The sequence below is a fragment of the Priestia megaterium genome, from assembly GCF_046599315.1.
Taxonomy (GTDB): domain Bacteria; phylum Bacillota; class Bacilli; order Bacillales; family Bacillaceae_H; genus Priestia; species Priestia megaterium_F.
Map to the genome: position 1 here is coordinate 1 of NZ_JBKIKC010000010.1, position 21,663 is coordinate 21,663.

Here is a 21,663-nt window from a genome sequence, read left to right on the forward strand (position 1 = left end):
CGTTGAGTAAATATTAAAGTACTTCGTATATTATTAAAGTTTTACTATTTACTCTAATTGAAGACAAATAGATGCTTTTATTTCTTGTTAAATACTATCTTATCTTTGATCCTTTCTTTTAATAAATTTATATATTAAAGGTAACTAAACAGTAATTGTATAATTACTTGATATTAATATGTTTTTAATAAGATAAATTTAATTAAAAATACAAAATCAATGTACTTTATATATTTACTCCAGTTAGCATAAAAGGTTGTATTATAATATACACAATAGAAAATCTCCATATTTGCCCATAAAAAAAGTAAAGGTTTAACCTTTACTTTTAACAAGATACTTATCATTCACTGTAATAGATGATATAGCAACATGGATTTGGAAAGCATAAAAGTAAATATGGCTCTGGTGTGAAAAATTCAAAGTGCTTGAAAGTAAATTGAATTTTTCACACCAGAACCAGATAGATGATTAACTTCTTCATACTATTTGAGATTAGACTTTCCCATCTTTGTTTGCTTCTAAATAAGAATGAAGTTTTCTTTTCTATTTTTTTCATCGATTAAGGTTTTTGCAGCTCTTAACGCTAAAAGATAGCTGTCAAAGCCAAACCCGCAAATTTGTCCCTGGGCGATTTCCGCAAACACAGAATGATGTCTAAATTCATCCCGGGCATGAATATTAGACATATGAATCTCAATAAACGGGGCTTCAAGAATGTCCAAAGCGTCTCTTAATCCATAACTATAGTGGGTCCATGCACCAGCATTAATGATCACTGCATCCACTTTATCAAAATACCCTTGATGAATTCGATCAATCATTTCACCTTCTGAATTTGTTTGAAAAACCTCTAATTCAAGTCTCAGCTCTTTAGCTAGTTGAAACATACTCTCATTAATTTCATCAAGAGTAATAGTTCCATAGATTTTAGGATTTCTTTTTCCAAACATATTATGGTTCATCCCATGCAACATCAGTACTTTCCCCATCATAATCACTCCAATGCTATTTAAAATAGTTAGTCTTCAATCCATGGATATACAGTTAATGCTTCTTCAACGGAACCTTCTTTTGCCTGGATCAGTTCCAGACTTAAACCATCCGGAAGCACCACCCAATTATGTCCTTTAGGTAATTCGGTAACATTCCATTTATAAACTTCTTCCATAGCAGCCTCTAAATCTTCCACCATGATTCCTAAATGCGCCAGTCTTCCTTCGACACCTGAGAAGTTAGGGTCTGCGATCAGTTGAACTCCACCAATAGTCCATATTTGTCTAGGGTTATCTTTTCCCCCATTGATTTTACGAATCGGCATATTTAATGCCTCTTTAAAAAAACGAATGTACCAATCAATATCCTTTACACGAATAGCTGAATGTTCAAGATATGCTTTTTTCTGATAAGCCAAATTTCAGTCATCCTTCCTTATCAAGAATTTATGTATTTTTCCATCCAAGTCTCAATCCCTTTTACGTTCGCAACCAACGCTTTATTAACTGGTGTTGCGACATTACTTTTCTCTCCCCATCGGACAATTGCTCCATTGATATAATCGATTTCTGTTTTTTGGCCTTTTTCAAGACTTTGCAGCATGGATGTTTTAAATTCATATGGTAATCCTGCTGCTGCTTTCAACCAAATATCTTCGGGATCCTCTGTTGATAAAATAACGCCGTTTGCTTTAGCAACATTTATACCCTCTAAAATAGCTTCAAAAGCACAATCTCTAATTTCAGGCAGTTGGTATAAATCTCCATATGGTAATTTCGTAATACCACATAAAGCCCCCGTTGCCACATTAATTAAAAGTTTGTCCCAAATCATTCCTGTGATATTGCCACTAACCTCTGTTAATAACCCGCATTTTGTCAATATATCTGCGACTCTCTGAATCCTTTTTGTTTTTTCGCCATTCATCTCACCAATAAAAGTAATCTTTCCCTTTGTTCCGGCAATCACATGTCCTGGTCCAAGTAATACGCCGCCAACATAAGTTTTTCCACCGATAACACGCTCGTTGCCAATAACCTCGGCAATGGTTTCCTCATTTCCAAGACCATTTTGCAATGACATGACCAATGTATCTTCCCCAATAATGGATGAAGCATTTTCAATCGCATTTCTTGTATGAAAAGACTTCACCAATACTATTACAAGATCCGCTGCTCCAATTCCCTCACAGTTTGTTTGGGCATTTACCCTAACAGCCCTATCATTCGTTCCATCCCTAAGAATCAGCCCCTTTGTATTGATTGCATTCACATGATCGGCCCGTTGATTTATTAAATAAACATCTTGCCCTGCCTCCGCCAGAGTGCCGCCAATGGAACTTCCTAAAGCACCTGCGCCAAGTACACAGATTTTCATTTATCTCACTCCTTTGCATTGCTTAATTTTCAAAAAACTTTAATATATGCTGTGCCACCACGCACAATTCTTTATTTTGATTGTAAATTTCAACCTTGGCATATGACTTTAATGATTCTTGATCAACTTCAGTAATCGTATAAACAGCTGTAACTGTATCGCCAAAATATACTGGTCTTGTAAAACGTAAACGATCGTAGCCATAGGACACACTTGGCATTTCTGCTTTCGCCTGGGTTTGAATTAATGTTGATGCCGTACTTCCAAGTGCAAAAGTTAATACCCCATGTACAATCCGCGTCTTATATGGCGTTGTTTTCATAAATTCTTCATTCATATGCATTTGACTAAAATCGCCGGTAATCCCAGCAAACAAATAAACATCTGATTCACTAATTGTTTTGGTATAAGAAACCGTATCTCCTACTTCAAAAGGGACTTTCTTACTCATAATCTTCCTCCTAGCAATCATTTAATATAGTATGAACAAATCTCTTATACTTCCATTTGCTCCCAATCATTTTTAATTCCCATATCATCTGCAAAAAATAATCTGCTATGCATTTCTTTTAAATCAGCAGAAATTTGAGGTCTAAATGACATTTTCTCAATGATTTGAGTTTCTATATCAATTCCAGGTGCTACTTCACATAATTCCAGTCCGTCTGTTGTTAAGCGGAAAACGGCTCTTTCCGTGATATAGAGAACTTCCTGCCCTCTTTTTAATGCATCCCTTCCATTAAAGGTAAGTTCTTCAAGTTGAGGAAGGAGTTTCTTGAATCGGCCTTCTTGTTCAATTTGCAGCTTACCTTTTTCAATCTTCGTTTTAAGGCCGCCGGCTGTCAGTGTTCCACAAAAAACAATCTTTTTTGTATTTTGACAAATATCTATAAACCCGCCTGTGCCCATGATTTTCCCATTAAATTTATGCACATTGACATTTCCTGCTTGGTCCAGTTCTGCAAAGCTTAAGAAGCAGATGTCAAGACCACCGCCATCATAAAAGTCAAACTGTGAAGGCATGTCTAACAATGCATGGGTATTGATACTTGCTCCAAAGAAAATGCCTTGTGCGGTGACACCGCCGATTGGTCCAGTTTCCACCGTTAAGGTAAATTGTTCATCAACACCTTCTTCACGAGCTACACTTCCAATTCCATCGGCAATTCCAACACCAACGTTTCCCACATTTCCTGGTTTAACTTCAAACAATGCACGCCGAGCGATCATTTTTCGATGATTAAGCGGAAGCCGGGTAACTTCACTTGTTTCCGCGATATAATCTCCCGACATAAAACGATTAACTCCACCCGTGTACAGCTGTGATTGTTCTTCATCAACAACGACAATATCGACGTTGTAGCCTGGAATTTTTATCGATTTTGGATGAAGAGTATTTGACTTTACTACCCTTTTTACTTGTGCAATGACAAGCCCTCCATTGTTATGAACAGCCTGGGCCATCGCTAAAGTATCCAGATACGCAATTTCATCTTCCATACTGATATATCCTTCACGATCTGCCGTTGTTCCGCGGATAATGGCAACATCAGGTCGAATCGCTGGATAGAACAGCCACTCTTCACCATTAATTTCCATTAATTTAATAAGATCTTCTTTGGTACAATCATTTAGTTTTCCACCCTTTTGCCGTGGGTCAATAAATGAACCTAAGCCAACATGGGTTAATATTCCAGGCTGTCCAGCTGCGGCGGCTCTAAATAATTGACAAAGTACACCTTGCGGGAAATTATATGCTTCGATTTCATTATTTTCAGCCATTTCACAGAGTCTTGGGGATTGTCCCCAATGTCCTCCAACTATTTTTCGTACTAGTCCTTTTTTGGCAAGTGGTGACATTCCCCTGTCGGCCCGGTCGCCTAATCCTGTTGTATGGATAAACGTTAAATCTTTTGGCAAATGTGTTTCTTCATATCTTTTTGACAATGCTTCTATAAGCTTAGTAGGCTCTAGTAGACCCCCACCAGCTCCGCAGATAGCAACTATTGCTTCATTTGGGATATACTTTACAGACTCTTCAGCGCTAAGTACTGTCACTAAATTCCCCTTTTTCTTTGGCTTTTCCAAGATAGTCACTTCCTTTCTGTTTTTTAAAACATTTGTTCCTTTACATAATCAACGGGCATTTCTTGACATGTCCAAAGTTCGAATGCTTTAGCTCCCTGCCATAGCATCATGCCCAATCCATTGATTGCTTTACAGCCAACAGATTCAGCTATTTCAAGCAATTTCGTTTTTCGGGGATTATACACAACGTCTGAAACGATTAACTCTGGACGAAGCCATGATGAGTCTGGGATTATACTCTGTCCTTCAAGAGGATTCATCCCAACCCCGGTTGCATTTGTTAAAATATCACTGCTTCCAATAGACGATCTAAGAAGTTCTGTATCTTCGATATGATGAACCGTTGCCTTACAATTACCATCGATTTCATTGTTAATAATGTCCGCATTTTTTAAAGCCCGTAGATATGATTCATCCTCCCGGTTGAAAATGTGAATTTCAGATGCACCGTCAATAGCACATTGAATCGCTACAGCTGAGCCAGCACCTCCCGCGCCCATAAGTGTCATTTTCTTTCCTTGAATGTCTACACCACTTTCCTTTAATCCACGTACATACCCTATACCATCTGTGTTATAGCCAATTAATTTTCCATTTTCATTCACGACAGTGTTTACCGCACCAACAAATCTTGCAGCTGGTGTTACCTCATCTAAGTAAGGTAAAATTTTCATTTTGTTAGGCATAGACACGTTAAAACCACGCATGTTTAGTGCACGGAATCCTGCCAATACATCTTCTATTTGTTGATTCGCCACTTCAAAAGCCATATAAACGTAGTTAAGACCTAGTTTACGAAATGACGTATTATGCATCACCGGTGATAAAGAGTGTCCAATTGGGGTTGCAATTAATCCTATTAATTGAGTTCTTCCATCAATTCGTCCTTGATCTACCATAAAAAAACTCCCTTATATTCCCCTTATTTTTAATACCTAATTTAGATTAATCTAACTTCTTCATAATCAATACCTATGGAAACGTTTACAATTTGATTATTTAAAAAACTTAATTAAATATGAACTTACTGCCTTTTGAAATCATTTTATTATACGTTGCAATCAATAATCCAATTGGTAATTATTATTTACTTATAGGTTTTGCCTATAATTTATCAAAACAAAGTGTATTTATTATTAATGAAACAAAGAGAGCTAATTATAACAGTTTATCTAGCTCTCTTTTAATTACTATTTCAATCAAATTTGCTGATTATTATTTTCTATGATAAAGTCTCGAAACCGTTGAACAATTGGAGGCAGATCTCTGTTTTTTCTAGTTGCCATGTAAATAGACTGCTGATAAATAGGCTCTTTAGTAGGAAGGATTTTTATATCAAAATAGTTCAATGTGGAAACAAGCGGAAGAATCCCAATACCTTGATTTGCTTCGACTAAACCTATCAATGCATTATCTTCGGCTACCTCACAGGAAATTTCAGGGACAATCCCTGCTCCTGCAAACAATTTATCTAAAATCGGTCGCAGGCCACTGTTTTTATTAAAGCAGACAAGCTTGTAACCTGCGATATCTTTTAATTCAACAAATTCGCGTTCTGTCAGTGGATGATTCTTATCAGTGATTAACACGATCTCTTGTTTGGCAAGCGGTAGCAATTCAATATCTGGTTCATTTTCAATGTTAGTGCAAAACGCAATATCATAATTTTCTTCCTTGAGACCTTTAATGACCATTTGTGTTGTCCCCTGATAACAGGAAAAAGCAATTTCCGCATTAGAGTTTTCATTTACAAACTGTTGAATCAATGACGGTACAAAATTGGTTCCCAGTGAATAAATAAAGGCAAGGTCGATTACACCAGAGGTTGTACTTATCAATTTTTGAAGGTTTTTCTCCCCCTTTTCAATTTCAGTTAGTCCTTTCTCAACATACGGTAAAAACGATTGTCCATATTTGGTTAACTTTACATTACGCCCTTTTCTTTCAAAAAGCTTAACACCCAACTCTTTTTCAAGTTCTGAAATAGCTTGGCTAAGACTGGGCTGTGTAATAAATAGCTGCGAAGCTGTCCTTGTAAAATGTTCCGTTTTAGCTAATAATCGAAAATATTGTAATTGTTTAAGATTCAAACGTGCCAATCCCTTTCAAAAGGATTAATCTCACAAAGATATGTTATTAATCACTTTTTATTTTTCCTTTCTTCTCTTTTTATTATTTTACTATGATGTTTCAAATACAATAAATTTTTACTAGATTAATCTAAAGTGGTTCTTTATTAACATAAAAATCAAATCTAAATATGTAATTAAGTAGATTTGATGCTATTCCTTAGCCCAAAAAACACAAACCACTATATATGGTTTGTGTTTTTTGGGCTAAGGAATAGCAATAAAAAAAAAGATTGTCTAATAACATGGTAATAATTTAACGCTTTAAAGTAAAGATCATTTTTTGATTTATAATAATCTACATAGATTAAGTAAATGGTAAATTATTTTATGAACACTATTAATTTAAATATTTACTCTTACTAACAGTAAAAACAGTGTTTCACTTCTTATCATATACCTATCTATCTTTTACTTCTCCTTTAAAGAATTATTATATTCATAAAAATCCTACAGAAAATATATAAGCATTTAATGTTATTTTATTTTTAATAGGATAAACTTTATTAAAAATACAAAAGCAATGCCTTTTATATAAAGAAGTAAATGAATAAACTAGTTTTTAAAAATAAAAGTTTTACTATTTACTCTAAGTGACGACAAATATGAACCTTTTCTATAATGTAAGTAATGGTTAATGCTATATCAAATAAAATATTTTTATTATTAATTTTTTATATAACATAAAATTAACTATTGGATTTGAGTCAATAATTTGGACACAAAAAAGTTAAGTCTTAAGCTATTTTTCTCATTTGATCCTCAATTGCTTGAGGGGTTTGATAGCCGAGGCTACTATGGATTCTGTTTCGGTTATACCATCCTTCTATAAACTGAAATATGGCTAATTTTGCAGCTGAATAGTCTGTGTATTGCGTATGATACACTTCTTCTTTCTTTAATATGGCATGAAATGACTCTATGCAGGCATTATCATAAGGGCAGCCTTTCTGGCTGAAAGACTGCTTCATCTCGTATTCGTGGACATGCTGAGTAAACTCACTACTGGTGTATTGTGAGCCAAGATCCGTATGAAGAAGTAAGCCCTTTTCGGGCTTTTGAGCAGTGTAAGCGTTCCTAAGTGCTTCTATAACCAGTTCGGATGTCATGGAACGGGAAAAAGAATAGCCAACGATTTTTTTAGAATGCAAATCTAATACAGATGCCAAATAGCACCAACCGTCTCTTACTGTAGGGATATACGTAATATCTGCCACCCATTTCTCGTTAATGGTCTGTGTAGAGAAATCTCGTTTTAACAGATTATCTAGCTGTATAACCTTTTCTTTTGACGGATAAGGACGGTATTTTTTCTTTGTGATCGAACGAATTCCTGCCTTTTTCATTAAGCGTTGAACACGTTTTAGGCTTAGGTAACACCCATTATTTACTAAGGTCTGATGAATTTTTGGGGCACCATAACGTGCTCTACTTTTCACATGAATTCGTTGGATTTCTTTCGTCAGCTTCTGGTTTTCCTGTTCGCGGTTTGATACCGTCTTCTTGAACGAGTGGTAGTAGCTACTTCTTGGAATCGTTAACACTTCGCACATTTTCTGAACGCTGTATTGCCCTTTATATTTCTCGATAAAATGGTTGAGCTCTACTTCTGTCACTTTTTCGCGAATATGGCCATAGCCTTTTTTAGAATATCTAGTTCTTGTTTTAACCGAAGGTTTTCCTTCTGAATTTCAGCTAATTCTTTGGGTGTTAGAGAGCCTTCCTCTGAGTTGATAGGTGTAAAGGCCTTCACCCATTTATAGATTGTTACTTCTGATACGCCATATTCGCTGCTTAAATCTTTAACCAAGTTTCCTGCATGATATAAATCCACAATCGTTTTCTTAAACTCATCATTGTATGTTTTGCCTGCACGTTTACGTTCCATTTCGAACACATCCTCTCAAAAGTCATTGTAAGGACTTAATTAAATGGTGTCCATGAAACTATACTAACTCCACTATTATTTAAAATCAGTAAGTAAATTTATCAGTTATTATTCTTGTATATACGTTTATTTTTATGTAGATATGTACTATGAGACATACATAGAAGAAACTTGTTAAACAGGAATTCTATAAAAACTGTAGAAGATATTATGGGTAATTGATTTTATGAATATTTCCAGTTAAGGGTGGGGTATTCGTGGGAAATGAGAAATTGATTGAGGTACTAGATAAGTTAATTGAAAGGTCGGAAAGGTGGTCTAAGGATGTGGAAAAAAGAAAGGATTTAAATAGCTCCATATTTTACGAGGGGCAAACAAAAGCTTTTGAAGAAATAAAACGAATGGTTAAAAGAGATATAGATAAATATTTACATTCCTAGAGTAAACTATTCACCTAATTAAATGGGTTTTTATGAGATACAACACAAGGCTTATTATTGAATGTATTTAAGAAAGGGTGAAAACATGAAAATTCATCACCTCAACCTAACGGTTACAGATGTCTCTGCTACTCAAGAATTTTTGGAAACTTATTTTGGTATGACATGCAGGGCAAAAAGGGGTAAAGGTTTTGCTATAATGCATGATGAAGATGGTTTTGTACTAACTTTAATGAAGGGAAGCGAGGTCAATTATCCAAAGACCTTCCATATTGGATTCCCCCAAGAAAATGAAGAGGAGGTAAATAAAATTAATCAAAGGTTAAAAGAAGATGGATTTAATGTCGAACCTCCAAAACAATTACATGGTTATACATTTTACGTGGAAGCACCTGGAGGATTTACAGTTGAGGTACTTTGTTAAACTATCAGAGCCTCTCTCATATATTTTTAGTGGTTCTGGTGTAAAAACCTATTCTTGGAAACATCGAACAGCGATTTTCTTTAAATTATTGAAATTATTTTAATGCACTCAAAACTAGGTAAGTAAATTTATCCTTTTTACGAATTAACTTACTTTTAATTATTTCTTAACCATATTTTAATGCTATGTTATATTCATTGGATTATAATGGAATTGTTAAATTAATCTTTTTCTTTTAACTTGCTTTTCATCTAAAGCAAGTCTTTTTTATTTAATGGAATGAAACTTCCTACAATCATATAAGTTACATTGTATCAACATATTTTATTAATAATCACACTGAATTCTACACGATATTGAATAAATGGAATAAAACAACTAACAAACTTGATTAAGTAGTCCTCTTAAGAGCCTAATTTGTTCATTAAATAAAAAATCCATTATTTTTATGGGAAAAACATCAAATATATGTATCTGATATGCAGAGAAACGCTCTCCGAGGAAATTAACTGTGGTTTTATCGATAATTATAATCAATCACTCCATGCAAGTTTCGGCGTTCTAGAAACTTTTGATTTTATGAGAAGTTCATTTCAAAGGTAATTCTTATGAAGTATAATAAAATAAATCACATATGGTATTTTGTGCCAATTATAGATTGAGGGGAGAATCATATTGGAGAAAGCAATAGTTATCGGAGGAAGCATTGCTGGGAAACTAGCTGCTAAAGCCCTATCACATACTTTTCGGCAAGTAATTATTCTAGAAGCTGGGGAAAAGTGGGAGGAGAAAGCCCCTAGAAAGAGGGTGCCTCAAAGTTATCATCCACATGTTTTATTAAAAGGAGGAGAAGAAGCAATTGAGAAATTGTTCCCTCACTTCTTTAATCAATTAATCGAAGATGGGAGTGTTATAAATAACTTTACAAAAGATTTAAAGTGGCACCATTTTGGTTCTTGGAAAAAACGATTTTTAGGAGAATTAGAGATGATTCAACAAAGCCGCCCTATGTTAGAGTGGCATTTGCAACACCGTATTGATCAAATTCCCAATATTGCAACCGAGTATGAAATAAAGGTCGAGCAACTATTATTAGATCATCAATGTAATAAAATATCCGGAGTACGAGCGCGCTCCCTTAAGACAGGAAGAGAAAAAGAAATTCTTGCAAATGTTGTTATTGATGCTAGTGGGTTTGGTTCAAAGAGTATAGAGTGGCTAAAATCATACGATATAGAGGTTAAGGAAGAAAAGGTCTGGATTAACCTTTTTTACGCTACTAGACTCTTTCGGCTGAAAAATCAGGGACGACCTGACTGGTGTAACCTTTTAATTTCTCCTAGTTTCCCTGAGAACCCTTACGGTGCATATATTCAAACGATTGAAGGAAATCGTTTTTCTGTTACCTTTAGTGGTTATGCTAATGAAAATGCGCCAAGAACAACTGAAGAATTTTTCTCTTATGCACAAAAGTTACCTGTACCTGATGTGCTTCATTTCTTAGAACAAGTGGAATCAATTTCAGAAATCAAAATACATGCGATTCCCTATCAAGTACGTCGACGCTTTGACCTTGCAAATGTCCCAAAAGGTTTTCTAGTTGTTGGAGACGCTCACTGTCGATTCGATCCGGTATTTGGACAGGGAATATCTGTTGCTGCTATGGAGGCCTTAGAGTTGCAACACTATTTTGTAAATTCTGCATATCTTAATAATAGGTTTACCAAAATACTTCACAAGAGATTTTCTACTCTTATTGCAATTCCATGGGATATGGCAATTACAGAAGCATTTCGTCATCCCGATATTAATGGAGAGGAACCTTTCATACAGCCGATTAAACAATGGTATAGTAAGAAAGTTTACCAGCTTTCGGCTTCTGATCCTGAGATTTATCTTAGATTAGTTAGAGTGATGAATTTAATACGCCCTCCTTTACATCTTTTCCATCCTAGAGTTGGATTTGCTATGTTGGCCAATCGGAAGAAAAAAAGTAAGAAACAAGTAAATAGTCAGAAGTCAGCTCCCTATAAAAATTAAGATACGAACGTTGGGTTCTATGTAGAAACGCAATGAAAATTTTCATATGATAGACATTGTTGAATATATTACAATTAATTCCGAAATTCTAAACAATTACATAAAGGAGAAAATTTAGTATGAACAAGCTATTAATTTTGACTATAGCTTCGGAAATGTTTCTTTTGCTATTCTTTCTGATCATTTTCTTAACAAAAAGAAAGACGAAAAAAATATTCTTTTGATACCCTTACTTATTATTGGAGGCTCCCCACTTCTCTATCTAGCCATAGATCATATGAACAGCCACTATGTGGATGCCAATATCGGATTGGGTCTTGCCTTTATGTTTACCTGGATATATAGTGCAATTTCCTTTGTGGTTGCCATTATTCTCATAGTAAGAAGGAAAAAAATAATAATATTTCAAAAGAACAGTAATCCTGGTTCTAGTGTAAGAAATCCAATATAAATGGAGGAATATAAATGAAACACCTTGTTGTATATGCCCATCCACATCCAGAAAGTTTTAATTATTCTATAATGGAAACCATTGTTCAAACCTTAGAGAACAAAGGTCATGAGGTTGTTGTGAGGGATTTGTATGCATTGGATTTTCAGCCTGTACTGAAACCTGAAGATACGGACGCTATGAAATCTGGCCATATCCCAGATGATATTAAAACGGAACAAGAATTCATTACTCAATCAGATGTAATAACCTTTATATATCCAATTTGGTGGGCTGGTCTTCCTGCCATTATCAAAGGCTATGTAGATCGTGTATTTTCTTATGGCTATGCGTATGCTTATGGTGAGGAAGGAATTATTCAGTTACTCAAAGGTAAGAAAGGTTTGATAATTAATACTCACGGTGCTCCAAAAGAGATGTATGACAAAATCGGAATGACAGCTGGGTTAAAAATCACGTCAGATGTTGGGATATTTGAGTTTACAGGAATTGAACCTATAGATCATTTATTGTTTGGAAATGTCTCTGAACATCTTGAGGAGTCAGTGCTGAAAGAAATGCTAAAACAAATTGAAGAGAGAATAAATTCTATTTTTTAGAAGGATACAAAAATGACTACAAATAAAAAGAGAGCCTTGTTTATTTTAAGGCTCTCTTTTTTATTTACTACTGATAATTCACATTATGTAAACATAACATAATGGATTTTCTAGGAACTAAGCAAGCAAACGAGCCCTTGATGCATAAGGGCTCGCCTAAATTCTAAATTTATCATTTATACATCGTTGATTTATTAACATTTCGAGCCCTTGCTAAATAATATGTTCTACATAAGAAAGGAGAACTTTATGCTCCATTTCATTCAGAGACATCAATTATCGACTTCGATTAATCCTCTTCACCACTATTTTCTTTCCAACTTTTTTGTAGTTTCCGAATATAAATGATTTGACCAATGTGATATGCGTTATGAGTAGTTAAATTTCCAAGTACCTCCCACCACTTTACATGTTCAGAAAAACCATTTACATCTCTTTCGACTTTTTCCTCAGTTAATAACTCTTGCCATTGTAACAGTACTTCTAATAGTCGATTTTTTAAATGATCAAATGTTTGATTTTCGGCAATTATAAAGCTTTTATTATTATTTCCTATAGAAGGTACTGCATTGACATGAGACTTTTGATACCTAGTTTGCCATGTTTCATTCCAATAAAGTAGATGTTGCACAATCTCAGCTATACTATTACTATCCTTGTTAGGCTTCCATAAAGCCTCTTCTTCTGACAAATTTTCAATTGAAGCTGAAAATGGCTGGTACCAGCTAGGGTCATTAGCATTTGCTAACAGCTGATCGGCTAAAACATCCTTCGCGTGAAACATGATTTCCATCCCCTTTATAAAAAATTTCCGATCTATTCACAAGAAAAATTAAAATTATGTAAAGATGCCTTGTTGAAAATGTCATAAATCTATTTTCTTTCCACTGACATACATTCTCTTATATATAGTTATTTTCCTTTTTCATTCAACCACTACCCTTCATTTGTTTAACAAATAAAAACTATATATTTTTACATTAGAAGAAAATATTTTTGTTTATTTAAAGGGCTTTTTGGTTCCTGTAACTGTGATTATGGTAACTAGTTTTTTATAAGATATATAGTTTTAAAAAGAAAAACTTAACAACAAAAAAACCCCTCAAATGTAAGGAGTTTTCTTGTTGCTAAATATTAAGGGTGTAATTGCCTCAACAATCAAGGGAGAAGATCATTCGATAATATCGCTGTAGAATAACTACAATTGAACCAATATTTATGATTTCTCGACTAGATCGCGGAGTTGGTCGCTAACATTTTCATTACAATATCCCCCATGATAACATAGCACTGATTCAATGTCGTATTCTAAATATTTTTTCAGAGAACACCTTGCTGTAACCATATCTGGCGTACTTGGTTGATGAATTCCCATCAATTTTCCATCTACACTGTACATCGAATCCCCTGCAACAAGAGTTTTACTTTCCTTTAGATAAAGACTGATATGACCTGGGGTAAATATAATACTAATCCCTCCACAAAATGGAAGTTCTTCTCCACCGACCAATACCTTGTTGACGTTTCCTTTAGGGAGATTATCCAATAATTAGGACACTACTTTGAAACGTTCCTCCTCCGAAAGAGATTCTAATTGCCAAGCCAAACTATCAAGATTGACTTTCATAAGTGGCAATTCCCCTTCAATATATGGCTTATCTTTTAGATGAGCATAAACTTCTATATCCCCATTAGTTTCTCGCAGTATATCAGGAAGACTGCCTATGTGATCAAAATCCTGATGAGTTAATATGATTGCTTTCAATTTTTCGAAGGGTACCCCTTCAGCATGCATAGCTGAACGTATCTGCTCCAAAGTACCCGGTGTTCCCGTATCGATTAGAACGGCTGTTTCATCGTCCCAAATTAAAGTGGGATTTAATATTTGACTATTACCTAAAATTCCCATCTTTAAATCAAGCATTGCTACTCCCTTTGCAATCTTCAAATGTCTATCCCTCCTTAGTTATAAAATAGAGTCTTTGTGTACTGTGTTTTTTATTTTTGAAAAGTAAACCGAAAATTATATTTTTCTATCTTTGATTTTACAACGAATTACTGGAATTAACATCTAAAAACTCCATAATTATCATTTAGTGTATATAGTGAGTTATTGAAGTAACCTTTCCGAGAGTTGAATAATCATTTATCCTAAAAACGACCGTTTTTCGTTTAATCAACTCTGAGCATGCTATTCAGTTGTCACTTTGATCGATAATTCGCGTATATTTTAAGTGGTATTTTGCACATCCAACTATAAAACCCAGCTACCTTTACATGAGAAGATTAGCTGGATTTCTTAATTAATTACATCCAATTATTTATAGAACTATTCGGATCCGTCTAGTAGGCTCAGTGACAGGTTTCTTGCTAGTATCATGTAATTCACGCCTCTGCTGCTTGCATAAGTTCGTATATTTTGCGAGTTGTATTTACATTCCTGATTGTTATTTGTTGATATGGTTTTGAACCAACGAGTTTAGTCATACCGGATTTGGTAATGTTTTTTTTTTCAACCGACCATAGAATGGCTCCAGGAACGTATTTCACCGTATCAATTTCTGGTTTGATGACCAGCTTACTAAGCATTGACTCATCATCAATTTCGTCCCATAAAAACAGAACATCGCTTCTCATCTGTTGGTCGTTCTTCCATGACTCTGGAAGGGAGTGTATGACTTTTTTAAAATCATCAAAACTACGGACTAAAACTTTGATTTGTAATTCGAAGTCTGTATGTATAGCCTCTTCTAAAATATGGGATATTGTTGTTTTTGATTGGCCATTCACTGTGAAAATAATATTACCTGAATTGATATATGTAACTACAGAGCTCATACCTACTCGTTCAAAAGTTTTTTTAAGCAACTTCATGTCAATTTTATTTTTCCCACCAACATTGATTCCCCTAAGCAGTGCGACATAGACCATAACAATCCTCCTATTTGCATTTATATAAAACATTTGACGGATTAGAGCAGCAACCCTGTCACTCCCCCTAATAATATAATTCTCTTAATTTACAAAAAGACTTTCCTTTATGTAAACTAAACCTGTAGTCCATCTATATTTCAAGTTACCATAAACTAAATAAAATCTTCTGAATTTAACTTCGATTTACTTACGAATAATCCCTCCTCTTATTCAAGAAAACGGCTCTTTAACGCAACAATTCTATTATCATTTAACAGTTCCTAATTCATTAAAAACAGTTTCACTTTTTCAAAACAATGCAACTTTATTTCAAATCCACAACTGGTATAACCTTTGATTGGATTAATTCCTGTATAATTTCGCTCATGTCGATCGATTCTTGTTTTTTATTAAACTCGTAGCAACCATAAAGATTGATATGCTGCTATGCAACTGAAGAAATTCGTTTCAACATATCCAAATCTTGTTCCATCTTGTTGAGGTAGTTCCAGAAAAACGCGGATTTACAACGTTAAGAGAAACAAGAAGGGATCTCGTCAAAAAATCGCGAATTCGCTAAGCTATTTTTTTACATAAAAAAGCCGGATTCCGGCTTGCTAAGGGGTTCCGGCTTCTTATTCGTTTATTTCACTATTGATTTCCGTTGGCTGAACAAGTACCGGAACAGAATTAATCCGGTTTACTAATTGGAACTTCAAAGTAAACAATTGACAAAATCGTAAATACCAGGGCAGCTAACCACGCCAAAAGAGGTCTCGTATGATGGAGACGTATAACGGGAAGCGAGACAAACCAAAACACGACTGACCACCAAATGTTCCATCCGTTGTGATAGGTTATTATCGATGCTTTAGCAAGAAGAGCTTCTAATATGGATAAGAGAACAACCCAGAATGTAATATAGAAAAACTGTTGAATAATTCTTTTATAACGATAAAACGTAAGAAAAAGTAAGCAAATAGAAGGTAAGACAAAAAAATCTAACCGTAATTCTTGTATTGTACGATTTGGAAAGAGAAATGAACTGTGAAACTTCCATAATGGATAATTATGTGTAAGATGAAAAACAACTAGACTTACAACAGTTAAGAAAAGGATTGATGGGTAATATTTTCTCAAGTTTCTCCAATCCCCAAAACGCCATGCCGCGAATAGGAATAATGTAGAAAAAATTAATGGCATGCATGGACGAATGACGGTTAACATTAATATGTCTCCTTAATAGGAATTTATTGTTAATAAACATTAATTTCTGAATCGGTTTTAAACGTGGTAAAAACCGGCTATTTTTGTATCAAAATCTCCTTAACGTTGTAAATTCCAATTTGCTGGTGGTACCCCTGGTAGAAATCACCTCTGCGTTATTATACGTGGGCGATATTGGAAATATACAGAATCGTTTAACTACCAAGAATCATTATTTTATGTTAACTGGAAGTATATAGGGTGTACATTACTTTGTTTACTGGATATAAAAAATCCACCCTCAAAATAGGTGGATTGTGATATTTGTCATTCTTGTTTTATAAATAAAGGACCTGTTGTATCAAAGTCATTGATGGTATACCCTCTGTTAATTTTCATGAACAGCAATTCTCCAATTACTAAAATTTAAACCTAATAACACCACTAAGTAATAACAGCACTAATGCAACAAGGAATATCACTCCGATTGAAGTTGAAATATTAAGGATTTTATTTGCTTTTGTACTGAACAGCTTACAAAATACAATATAAACTCCAACTCCAATAATTCCACCTAATGTATTTCCCATAAAATCAGTTATATCGCTAGCTCCTATAGCAAAGATGAATTGCAATACTTCGAATAACAAACTAACTCCTGCTATTACTGCAATCTTTTTCAAGAAAGACCAACTTAGTTTTAGCATACTGATATAAATTCCAAATGGGATAAATGCAAATACATTATAGATTATTTCATTAAAATCTATTTGATTATTAACATTAGCTGAACCAGCAAAAGGGATTAAGTTGATTTTCCTAAAATCCGGCAAGCCTTGAAATGAAAATTGCATTTTAAAGACTATAATCCATATTAATGCAAATAAATATACGGCAAATAAGCCAGCAGTTATTTTATTTTGATTATTTTTTAATTTTTCCATATAAATCCTCAATTCCCAACTATTTTTCAAACTTATAATCTAAGCTTTTATCCTACTTTACAATTGAATCTCAAGTTTCTCAAATAAAAAATTATAGCATGGAATATTATCTTTGAATATCCCTAACCTGTTCAGATACGAACAATTTAGAGGCGACTAATATTGGTACTATTGCTTATAACAGTCGATACCTTTATTGCGCAGTTCGTAACATTTAGTGAATCTAGAGGAATAGTTGTCTTCCTATAAAATCCATTATGTTACCTAACTTTTTATGTCATATACATGCAATTTTATTTAGTAATTACTTTTAAGTCTCTTTCTTCGAAAACTTGTTTAGCAACAAAAACTGCATTTAAAACTTTTGGAAAACCGGTATATGGAATACAGTGTATAATAGACTCCACTATGTCATTTGGAGTAAGCCCCACGTTAAGAGCTGCATTAATATGGACATTTAATTGTGGCTCACATCCCCCTTGTGTCGCTAGTGAGGCTATAGTTACCAACTGTTTTTTCTGTAGACTAATTCCTTGTCTTTTATAGATATCTCCAAAGGCAAACTCGATGACATATCTTCCAAGATCAGGAGCAATGTCTTTTAATGATTCAATTACTCGTTTTCCTCCTTCTCCATCTACCTCCATTAGCTTTTTCCATCCATTTTCATAGCGTTCGTTTATCAATTGAATCTCTCCTTAATATATAATGATTGTATCTATGAATTAGATAGTAATCTTTAGAGCGCGCTCTAAAGCAAGACTTTTATTTATCGTGTTATAATTGCTCATATGGAAAATTTATTCAGTATTCAAGAAGTAGCAAAAATGACCTGTCTTTCTGCACATACATTACGTTATTATGAAAAAATAGGACTAATAATGAACGTACAAAGAGATTCAACTGGATATCGACAGTACACAGACTCTGATATTGCATGGATTCATTTTTTAATTCGATTACGTGTTACAGGTATGCCAATGCTTAAAATGAAGCAGTTTTCTGATTTACGACAAAAAGGAGATTCTACTATTGTTTCAAGAAGGGAGTTGTTAGAGGAACATCATCAAGATGTCTCAAGCAAGATAGAAGAATTAACGCTGAATCTCCATAAAATCAAGGAAAAGGTAGAATACTATAAAGCCTTAGAGACAACGAAGAAACCGTACTCTTAATGATTTTCTTTATGTAAATTAAATAAGAAGGCTCGGAAAAAATTCCGAGTCTTTTTTTATTATTTGCAAATTAATTATTGACTTAGAGCTAAGTCTAAGTTGTAGCATGTAAATAAAGGAGGAAATGGAAATGTATAGTATATCTGAGGTTGTTACGAAAACAGGGTTCACAGCTCATACGTTACGTTATTATGAAAAGATTGGGTTATTGTCTTCACCATTAAGAAAAGGTGGAAAAAGAAGATATACGGAAGGTGAAATTCGCCTTCTCAAATTTATGAAAATGTTAAAACAAACAGGGATGTCTTTGGAAGATATTCAAGAATTTTTAAAGGATGGATGTCTCCTAGAAAAGATCGATTCTGCCGCGATTCAATTAAAAAAGATCCAAACGAGGGCAGATATTTTAAACAAGCATTTACTTGTTCTAGAAAAGCAAAAACAAGAGATTGAAACCGTTATGAATGTGACAAAAGAGAAATTAGAGACGTATGAAACAATGATTGGAGATTTGAAAGATGAAAAGTAGAATATACCTTATGTTAATAGGTTTTGCTATCTTTACAGGCGCTACGTTCAACTTGGCTAAGTATGCTGTTCACTATTTCTCCCCTGCAAGTGCTGCAGCATGGCGATTTGGTATTGCTGCACTCGTTATGGTTCTTATATTAGGATTACAAATACAAGTGAAGTTAAAAACCATTAAAGTTCATTGGAAAATGTATATCTTACTTGGTATCGTAGGGATTTTTGGATTCAATGCTTTTTTCTTTTTAGGAATGCAATACACTTCACCTTTAAACGGGGCCCTCATCATGGGAACTAATCCTCTGGTAACTGCACTTTTTGCTTATTTTATTTTAAAGAATCCCATTACAAAACAGCAGATGCTGGGTATATCCTTTGCCTTAGTAGGCGTTATCCTTGTCCTAACCCAAGGTTCGTTAGAAATTATTCAAACACTATCCATTTCTAAAGGGGATTTACTCATTTTAGCAGGGAATCTATGTTGGGCTTTATATGGCGTATTAGGAAGAAAATATTTGAGTGGTAGTTCTTCAATGGAGACAACTACTTATACAATGATTATTGGTTCTCTTTGTCTTGTCATCTTAACAGCTTTTTCACCAAGCCCTCAACCTTTGTCACACGTTACATCGTCAGCTTGGGGAGCTATTCTCTTTATGGCTCTATTTACAAGTGTATTAGGCTATCTGTGGTGGAATAAGGGAATGGCTACGATTGGCGCAAGTAATACGTCTTTATTTTTTAATTTAGTTCCAGTAGTCACCATGATCCTTTCTATTTTAACCGGTGCCCTTATCACATTACCTCAAGTAATAGGCACATGTTTAGTTATTTTAGGTGTTTTAACAGCTTCTAGCTTTTTGCGCTTCAAAAAAAAGAAAAGGTTTCAACCTCAATATAAGAATAAATCGTTAAAGTCTATATAAAAAATATATAGACTTTATTATTGCCGATAATTTGTTTTATATTAACTAAAAACGTATGGAGTATATAAAGTGCAAATTTTTAAAGTTACTACTTGAACCTCCAGTTACGTGAGGTATTATGATGAAATTAATCAGATTAATACTAGATTGTAAGGAGGATACGTAAGTTGGATAAAGAATTAAATTTCACAATTGGTAAATTTTCTAAGAAAACGGGTGTTTCAATAAGGACATTGCATTATTATGACGAAATAGGGCTACTCAAGGCTCAAAAAGATCCCAATTCTCGTCATCGTCTATATGGGGAGGATCATATAGTAAAGCTTCAAAAGATCGTAGCATTGAAATTCCTAGGTTATAACTTAGAAGAAATAGGATTAATGCTAATGGATACCAGTCTTAACTTAAGTTTACAAAACACTTTACTCCAACAGCTAAAGGCGTTTGAGGAGAAAAAACAGCATTTAGATAAAGTTCTTAAAGCTAATAGTCGAACGATTTCCTTGCTAGATAGTCAGGAGAATATCCCCAGTGAAATATTAATTAATTTAATTAATAACATCCAAAGTGAGCAAGATCAGCGTACATGGCTTGAACATTTTACTTCTAAAGAGATTGCAGATAAGGTATACATTAAATCTGAAGAGGAGAACTTATCTTTGGATAGAGAATTTATTGACTTATCGAGAGAAGTAAAAAGGTTAGTGGGAAAACCATTTCATGATCCAGAAGTACAAGAGCTGGCCAATAAACATTTACAGGTATCTCTTAAATATGTTGGTGAGGAAGCTATGTATGCTTTTGGAAAATTAGAAGATGAGCAAATAGGAGATTTTCAGAGTATGATGGCATCCCCTTATACGGAAGAAGAGGAAAAATGGTTAGACCAAGTGATAGAATATTATATGGTTCAAAACGGGATGTATAATCCAAATTCTAACGAAAACAATGTTAAATAATTTATTATAAACTAACTCAATAACTAGGATTGTTAACTTGCTGTGTATATCTTATACATCAACTTTTAGCATTTATTTGATAAAATACTATAAATGCTTAATTTCAATGATGGAATAATAGGAGGTTAATGTAATGAATGAGCCGACTGTCAGTGGATTAATAAATAAATTTTCTCTATTGTCACCTAACAAAGAGTACGCTGAACTAGCAGTTGATTTAAATGATATTTATGAAAGTAGTGAAAAACTTGAGTTATTAATCAAGAACTTATGTAATTCCTCTCTAGACAAAGAAACACTAATAGGTCAGTTAATAGAAATAGAATTAGAACTTGATCATATCAATTGGCATTATAAAAGTTTAAAAAAAGAATTGAAATCATTAACCCCATAAAAAACAAAAAAGGAGACACTCTAATTTGTCTTCTTTTTTGTTTCCTAGAATGGTGACTATGTTAACTGGATTTGTACATGGTATTCATTTTTACAGCAGTAAAGAGGGCTATATTGGGGCCTCTTTATTTATACAATATTTTTGCATTTCTTGATATATAGACTCAATAAGCTTTATTCATTTAAT

22 protein-coding genes and 1 pseudogene are annotated in these 21,663 nt (G+C 33.9%); 9 read left to right on the forward strand and 14 right to left on the reverse strand.

Annotated features, from left to right (window positions below; genetic code table 11):
- Positions 1-521 precede the first annotated feature (521 nt).
- The 8 genes from aroQ to ACLHDF_RS22700 all read right to left on the reverse strand — a co-directional run bounded on the left by aroQ (position 522) and on the right by ACLHDF_RS22700 (position 8,478).
- Positions 522-992 (reverse strand): type II 3-dehydroquinate dehydratase, encoded by a 471-nt coding sequence (gene aroQ / locus ACLHDF_RS22665; RefSeq protein ID WP_413920865.1) that lies wholly within the window; start codon positions 990-992, stop codon positions 522-524.
- Positions 993-1,021: 29 nt separating this feature from the next.
- On the reverse strand, positions 1,022-1,414 hold the full coding sequence (locus tag ACLHDF_RS22670) for a VOC family protein (RefSeq protein ID WP_413920866.1): 393 nt from the start codon (positions 1,412-1,414) through the stop codon (positions 1,022-1,024).
- A gap of 20 nt (positions 1,415-1,434) precedes the next feature.
- Entirely contained in the window at positions 1,435-2,373 is a 939-nt protein-coding gene (locus ACLHDF_RS22675; RefSeq protein WP_413920867.1) for a ketopantoate reductase family protein, read from the reverse strand.
- 22 nt (positions 2,374-2,395) lie between these two features.
- Complete coding sequence (locus tag ACLHDF_RS22680) at positions 2,396-2,824, reverse strand: MaoC family dehydratase (protein WP_413920868.1); 429 nt, start codon at positions 2,822-2,824, stop codon at positions 2,396-2,398.
- 44 nt (positions 2,825-2,868) lie between these two features.
- Positions 2,869-4,461, reverse strand: coding sequence for an acyl CoA:acetate/3-ketoacid CoA transferase (locus tag ACLHDF_RS22685; RefSeq protein ID WP_413920869.1), 1,593 nt, complete (start codon positions 4,459-4,461; stop codon positions 2,869-2,871).
- A 23-nt stretch (positions 4,462-4,484) separates the two neighbouring features.
- Entirely contained in the window at positions 4,485-5,360 is an 876-nt protein-coding gene (locus tag ACLHDF_RS22690) for a shikimate dehydrogenase (protein WP_413920870.1), read from the reverse strand.
- A gap of 300 nt (positions 5,361-5,660) precedes the next feature.
- Positions 5,661-6,551: a LysR family transcriptional regulator gene (locus ACLHDF_RS22695; RefSeq protein WP_413920871.1), complete on the reverse strand. Its 891-nt coding sequence runs from the start codon at positions 6,549-6,551 to the stop codon at positions 5,661-5,663.
- Between the two features lie 776 nt (positions 6,552-7,327).
- Positions 7,328-8,478, reverse strand: a protein-coding gene (locus ACLHDF_RS22700; RefSeq protein ID WP_413920872.1) for an IS3 family transposase whose coding sequence is annotated in 2 segments (ribosomal slippage) — positions 7,328-8,238 and positions 8,238-8,478 — 1,152 coding nt in all. Because the reading frame shifts where the segments join, the coding sequence is not laid out codon by codon here.
- A gap of 257 nt (positions 8,479-8,735) precedes the next feature.
- Here ACLHDF_RS22700 and ACLHDF_RS22705 point away from each other — a divergent pair.
- The 4 genes from ACLHDF_RS22705 (at position 8,736) to ACLHDF_RS22720 (ending at position 12,432) form a co-directional block, all read left to right on the forward strand.
- The gene (locus tag ACLHDF_RS22705; protein WP_413920873.1) at positions 8,736-8,918 is read left to right on the forward strand and encodes a hypothetical protein; all 183 of its coding nucleotides are present in this window, start codon (positions 8,736-8,738) and stop codon (positions 8,916-8,918) included.
- A gap of 85 nt (positions 8,919-9,003) precedes the next feature.
- Positions 9,004-9,342 (forward strand): VOC family protein, encoded by a 339-nt coding sequence (locus ACLHDF_RS22710; RefSeq protein ID WP_074898159.1) that lies wholly within the window; start codon positions 9,004-9,006, stop codon positions 9,340-9,342.
- Between the two features lie 672 nt (positions 9,343-10,014).
- Positions 10,015-11,382 carry a glutamate synthase gene (locus tag ACLHDF_RS22715; RefSeq protein ID WP_413920986.1) on the forward strand — a complete coding sequence of 456 codons (1,368 nt, stop codon included), beginning with the start codon at positions 10,015-10,017 and terminating at the stop codon, positions 11,380-11,382.
- A gap of 465 nt (positions 11,383-11,847) precedes the next feature.
- Positions 11,848-12,432: an NAD(P)H-dependent oxidoreductase gene (locus ACLHDF_RS22720; RefSeq protein ID WP_413920874.1), complete on the forward strand. Its 585-nt coding sequence runs from the start codon at positions 11,848-11,850 to the stop codon at positions 12,430-12,432.
- Between the two features lie 289 nt (positions 12,433-12,721).
- Here the strand turns inward: ACLHDF_RS22720 and ACLHDF_RS22725 are convergent, their stop codons facing one another.
- The 6 genes and pseudogenes from ACLHDF_RS22725 to ACLHDF_RS22750 form a co-directional block, all read right to left on the reverse strand.
- The gene (locus ACLHDF_RS22725) at positions 12,722-13,216 is read right to left on the reverse strand and encodes a DinB family protein (protein ID WP_413920875.1); all 495 of its coding nucleotides are present in this window, start codon (positions 13,214-13,216) and stop codon (positions 12,722-12,724) included.
- A 432-nt stretch (positions 13,217-13,648) separates the two neighbouring features.
- Positions 13,649-14,380, reverse strand: a pseudogene (locus ACLHDF_RS22730) (MBL fold metallo-hydrolase).
- A gap of 437 nt (positions 14,381-14,817) precedes the next feature.
- On the reverse strand, positions 14,818-15,363 hold the full coding sequence (locus ACLHDF_RS22735) for a DUF1697 domain-containing protein (protein ID WP_413920876.1): 546 nt from the start codon (positions 15,361-15,363) through the stop codon (positions 14,818-14,820).
- A 672-nt stretch (positions 15,364-16,035) separates the two neighbouring features.
- Positions 16,036-16,572, reverse strand: coding sequence for a CBO0543 family protein (locus ACLHDF_RS22740; protein WP_413920877.1), 537 nt, complete (start codon positions 16,570-16,572; stop codon positions 16,036-16,038).
- A gap of 398 nt (positions 16,573-16,970) precedes the next feature.
- Entirely contained in the window at positions 16,971-17,495 is a 525-nt protein-coding gene (locus ACLHDF_RS22745) for a VanZ family protein (protein ID WP_413920878.1), read from the reverse strand.
- Positions 17,496-17,788: 293 nt separating this feature from the next.
- The gene (locus tag ACLHDF_RS22750) at positions 17,789-18,178 is read right to left on the reverse strand and encodes a carboxymuconolactone decarboxylase family protein (protein ID WP_413920987.1); all 390 of its coding nucleotides are present in this window, start codon (positions 18,176-18,178) and stop codon (positions 17,789-17,791) included.
- Positions 18,179-18,286: 108 nt separating this feature from the next.
- Between ACLHDF_RS22750 and ACLHDF_RS22755 the strand changes: the two genes are divergently transcribed.
- From ACLHDF_RS22755 to ACLHDF_RS22775, 5 genes are all read left to right on the forward strand, one after another.
- Positions 18,287-18,670, forward strand: a complete 384-nt coding sequence (locus ACLHDF_RS22755; RefSeq protein ID WP_413920879.1) for a MerR family transcriptional regulator — start codon at positions 18,287-18,289, stop codon at positions 18,668-18,670.
- A 130-nt stretch (positions 18,671-18,800) separates the two neighbouring features.
- Positions 18,801-19,199, forward strand: coding sequence for a MerR family transcriptional regulator (locus ACLHDF_RS22760; RefSeq protein ID WP_413920880.1), 399 nt, complete (start codon positions 18,801-18,803; stop codon positions 19,197-19,199).
- Positions 19,189-20,124 (forward strand): DMT family transporter, encoded by a 936-nt coding sequence (locus ACLHDF_RS22765; RefSeq protein ID WP_413920881.1) that lies wholly within the window; start codon positions 19,189-19,191, stop codon positions 20,122-20,124. The genes ACLHDF_RS22760 and ACLHDF_RS22765 overlap by 11 nt, the downstream gene beginning before the upstream one ends.
- Positions 20,125-20,291: 167 nt before the next feature.
- Positions 20,292-21,083 carry a MerR family transcriptional regulator gene (locus tag ACLHDF_RS22770; RefSeq protein ID WP_413920882.1) on the forward strand — a complete coding sequence of 264 codons (792 nt, stop codon included), beginning with the start codon at positions 20,292-20,294 and terminating at the stop codon, positions 21,081-21,083.
- A 133-nt stretch (positions 21,084-21,216) separates the two neighbouring features.
- Positions 21,217-21,477, forward strand: a complete 261-nt coding sequence (locus ACLHDF_RS22775) for a hypothetical protein (protein ID WP_413920883.1) — start codon at positions 21,217-21,219, stop codon at positions 21,475-21,477.
- Positions 21,478-21,663: the final 186 nt, after the last annotated feature.

Bases quoted from the DNA above. Each gene is read 5' to 3' on its own strand.
- aroQ (WP_413920865.1), bottom strand. From the start codon at position 992: ATGGGGAAAGTACTGATGTTGCATGGGATGAACCATAATATGTTTGGA.
- ACLHDF_RS22675 (WP_413920867.1), bottom strand. From the start codon at position 2,373: ATGAAAATCTGTGTACTTGGCGCAGGTGCTTTAGGAAGTTCCATTGGC.
- ACLHDF_RS22680 (WP_413920868.1), bottom strand. From the start codon at position 2,824: ATGAGTAAGAAAGTCCCTTTTGAAGTAGGAGATACGGTTTCTTATACC.
- ACLHDF_RS22690 (WP_413920870.1), bottom strand. From the start codon at position 5,360: ATGGTAGATCAAGGACGAATTGATGGAAGAACTCAATTAATAGGATTA.
- ACLHDF_RS22710 (WP_074898159.1), top strand. From the start codon at position 9,004: ATGAAAATTCATCACCTCAACCTAACGGTTACAGATGTCTCTGCTACT.
- ACLHDF_RS22720 (WP_413920874.1), top strand. From the start codon at position 11,848: ATGAAACACCTTGTTGTATATGCCCATCCACATCCAGAAAGTTTTAAT.
- ACLHDF_RS22725 (WP_413920875.1), bottom strand. From the start codon at position 13,216: ATGTTTCACGCGAAGGATGTTTTAGCCGATCAGCTGTTAGCAAATGCT.
- ACLHDF_RS22735 (WP_413920876.1), bottom strand. From the start codon at position 15,363: ATGGTCTATGTCGCACTGCTTAGGGGAATCAATGTTGGTGGGAAAAAT.
- ACLHDF_RS22740 (WP_413920877.1), bottom strand. From the start codon at position 16,572: ATGTTAACCGTCATTCGTCCATGCATGCCATTAATTTTTTCTACATTA.
- ACLHDF_RS22745 (WP_413920878.1), bottom strand. From the start codon at position 17,495: ATGGAAAAATTAAAAAATAATCAAAATAAAATAACTGCTGGCTTATTT.
- ACLHDF_RS22755 (WP_413920879.1), top strand. From the start codon at position 18,287: ATGGAAAATTTATTCAGTATTCAAGAAGTAGCAAAAATGACCTGTCTT.
- ACLHDF_RS22760 (WP_413920880.1), top strand. From the start codon at position 18,801: ATGTATAGTATATCTGAGGTTGTTACGAAAACAGGGTTCACAGCTCAT.
- ACLHDF_RS22765 (WP_413920881.1), top strand. From the start codon at position 19,189: ATGAAAAGTAGAATATACCTTATGTTAATAGGTTTTGCTATCTTTACA.
- ACLHDF_RS22775 (WP_413920883.1), top strand. From the start codon at position 21,217: ATGAATGAGCCGACTGTCAGTGGATTAATAAATAAATTTTCTCTATTG.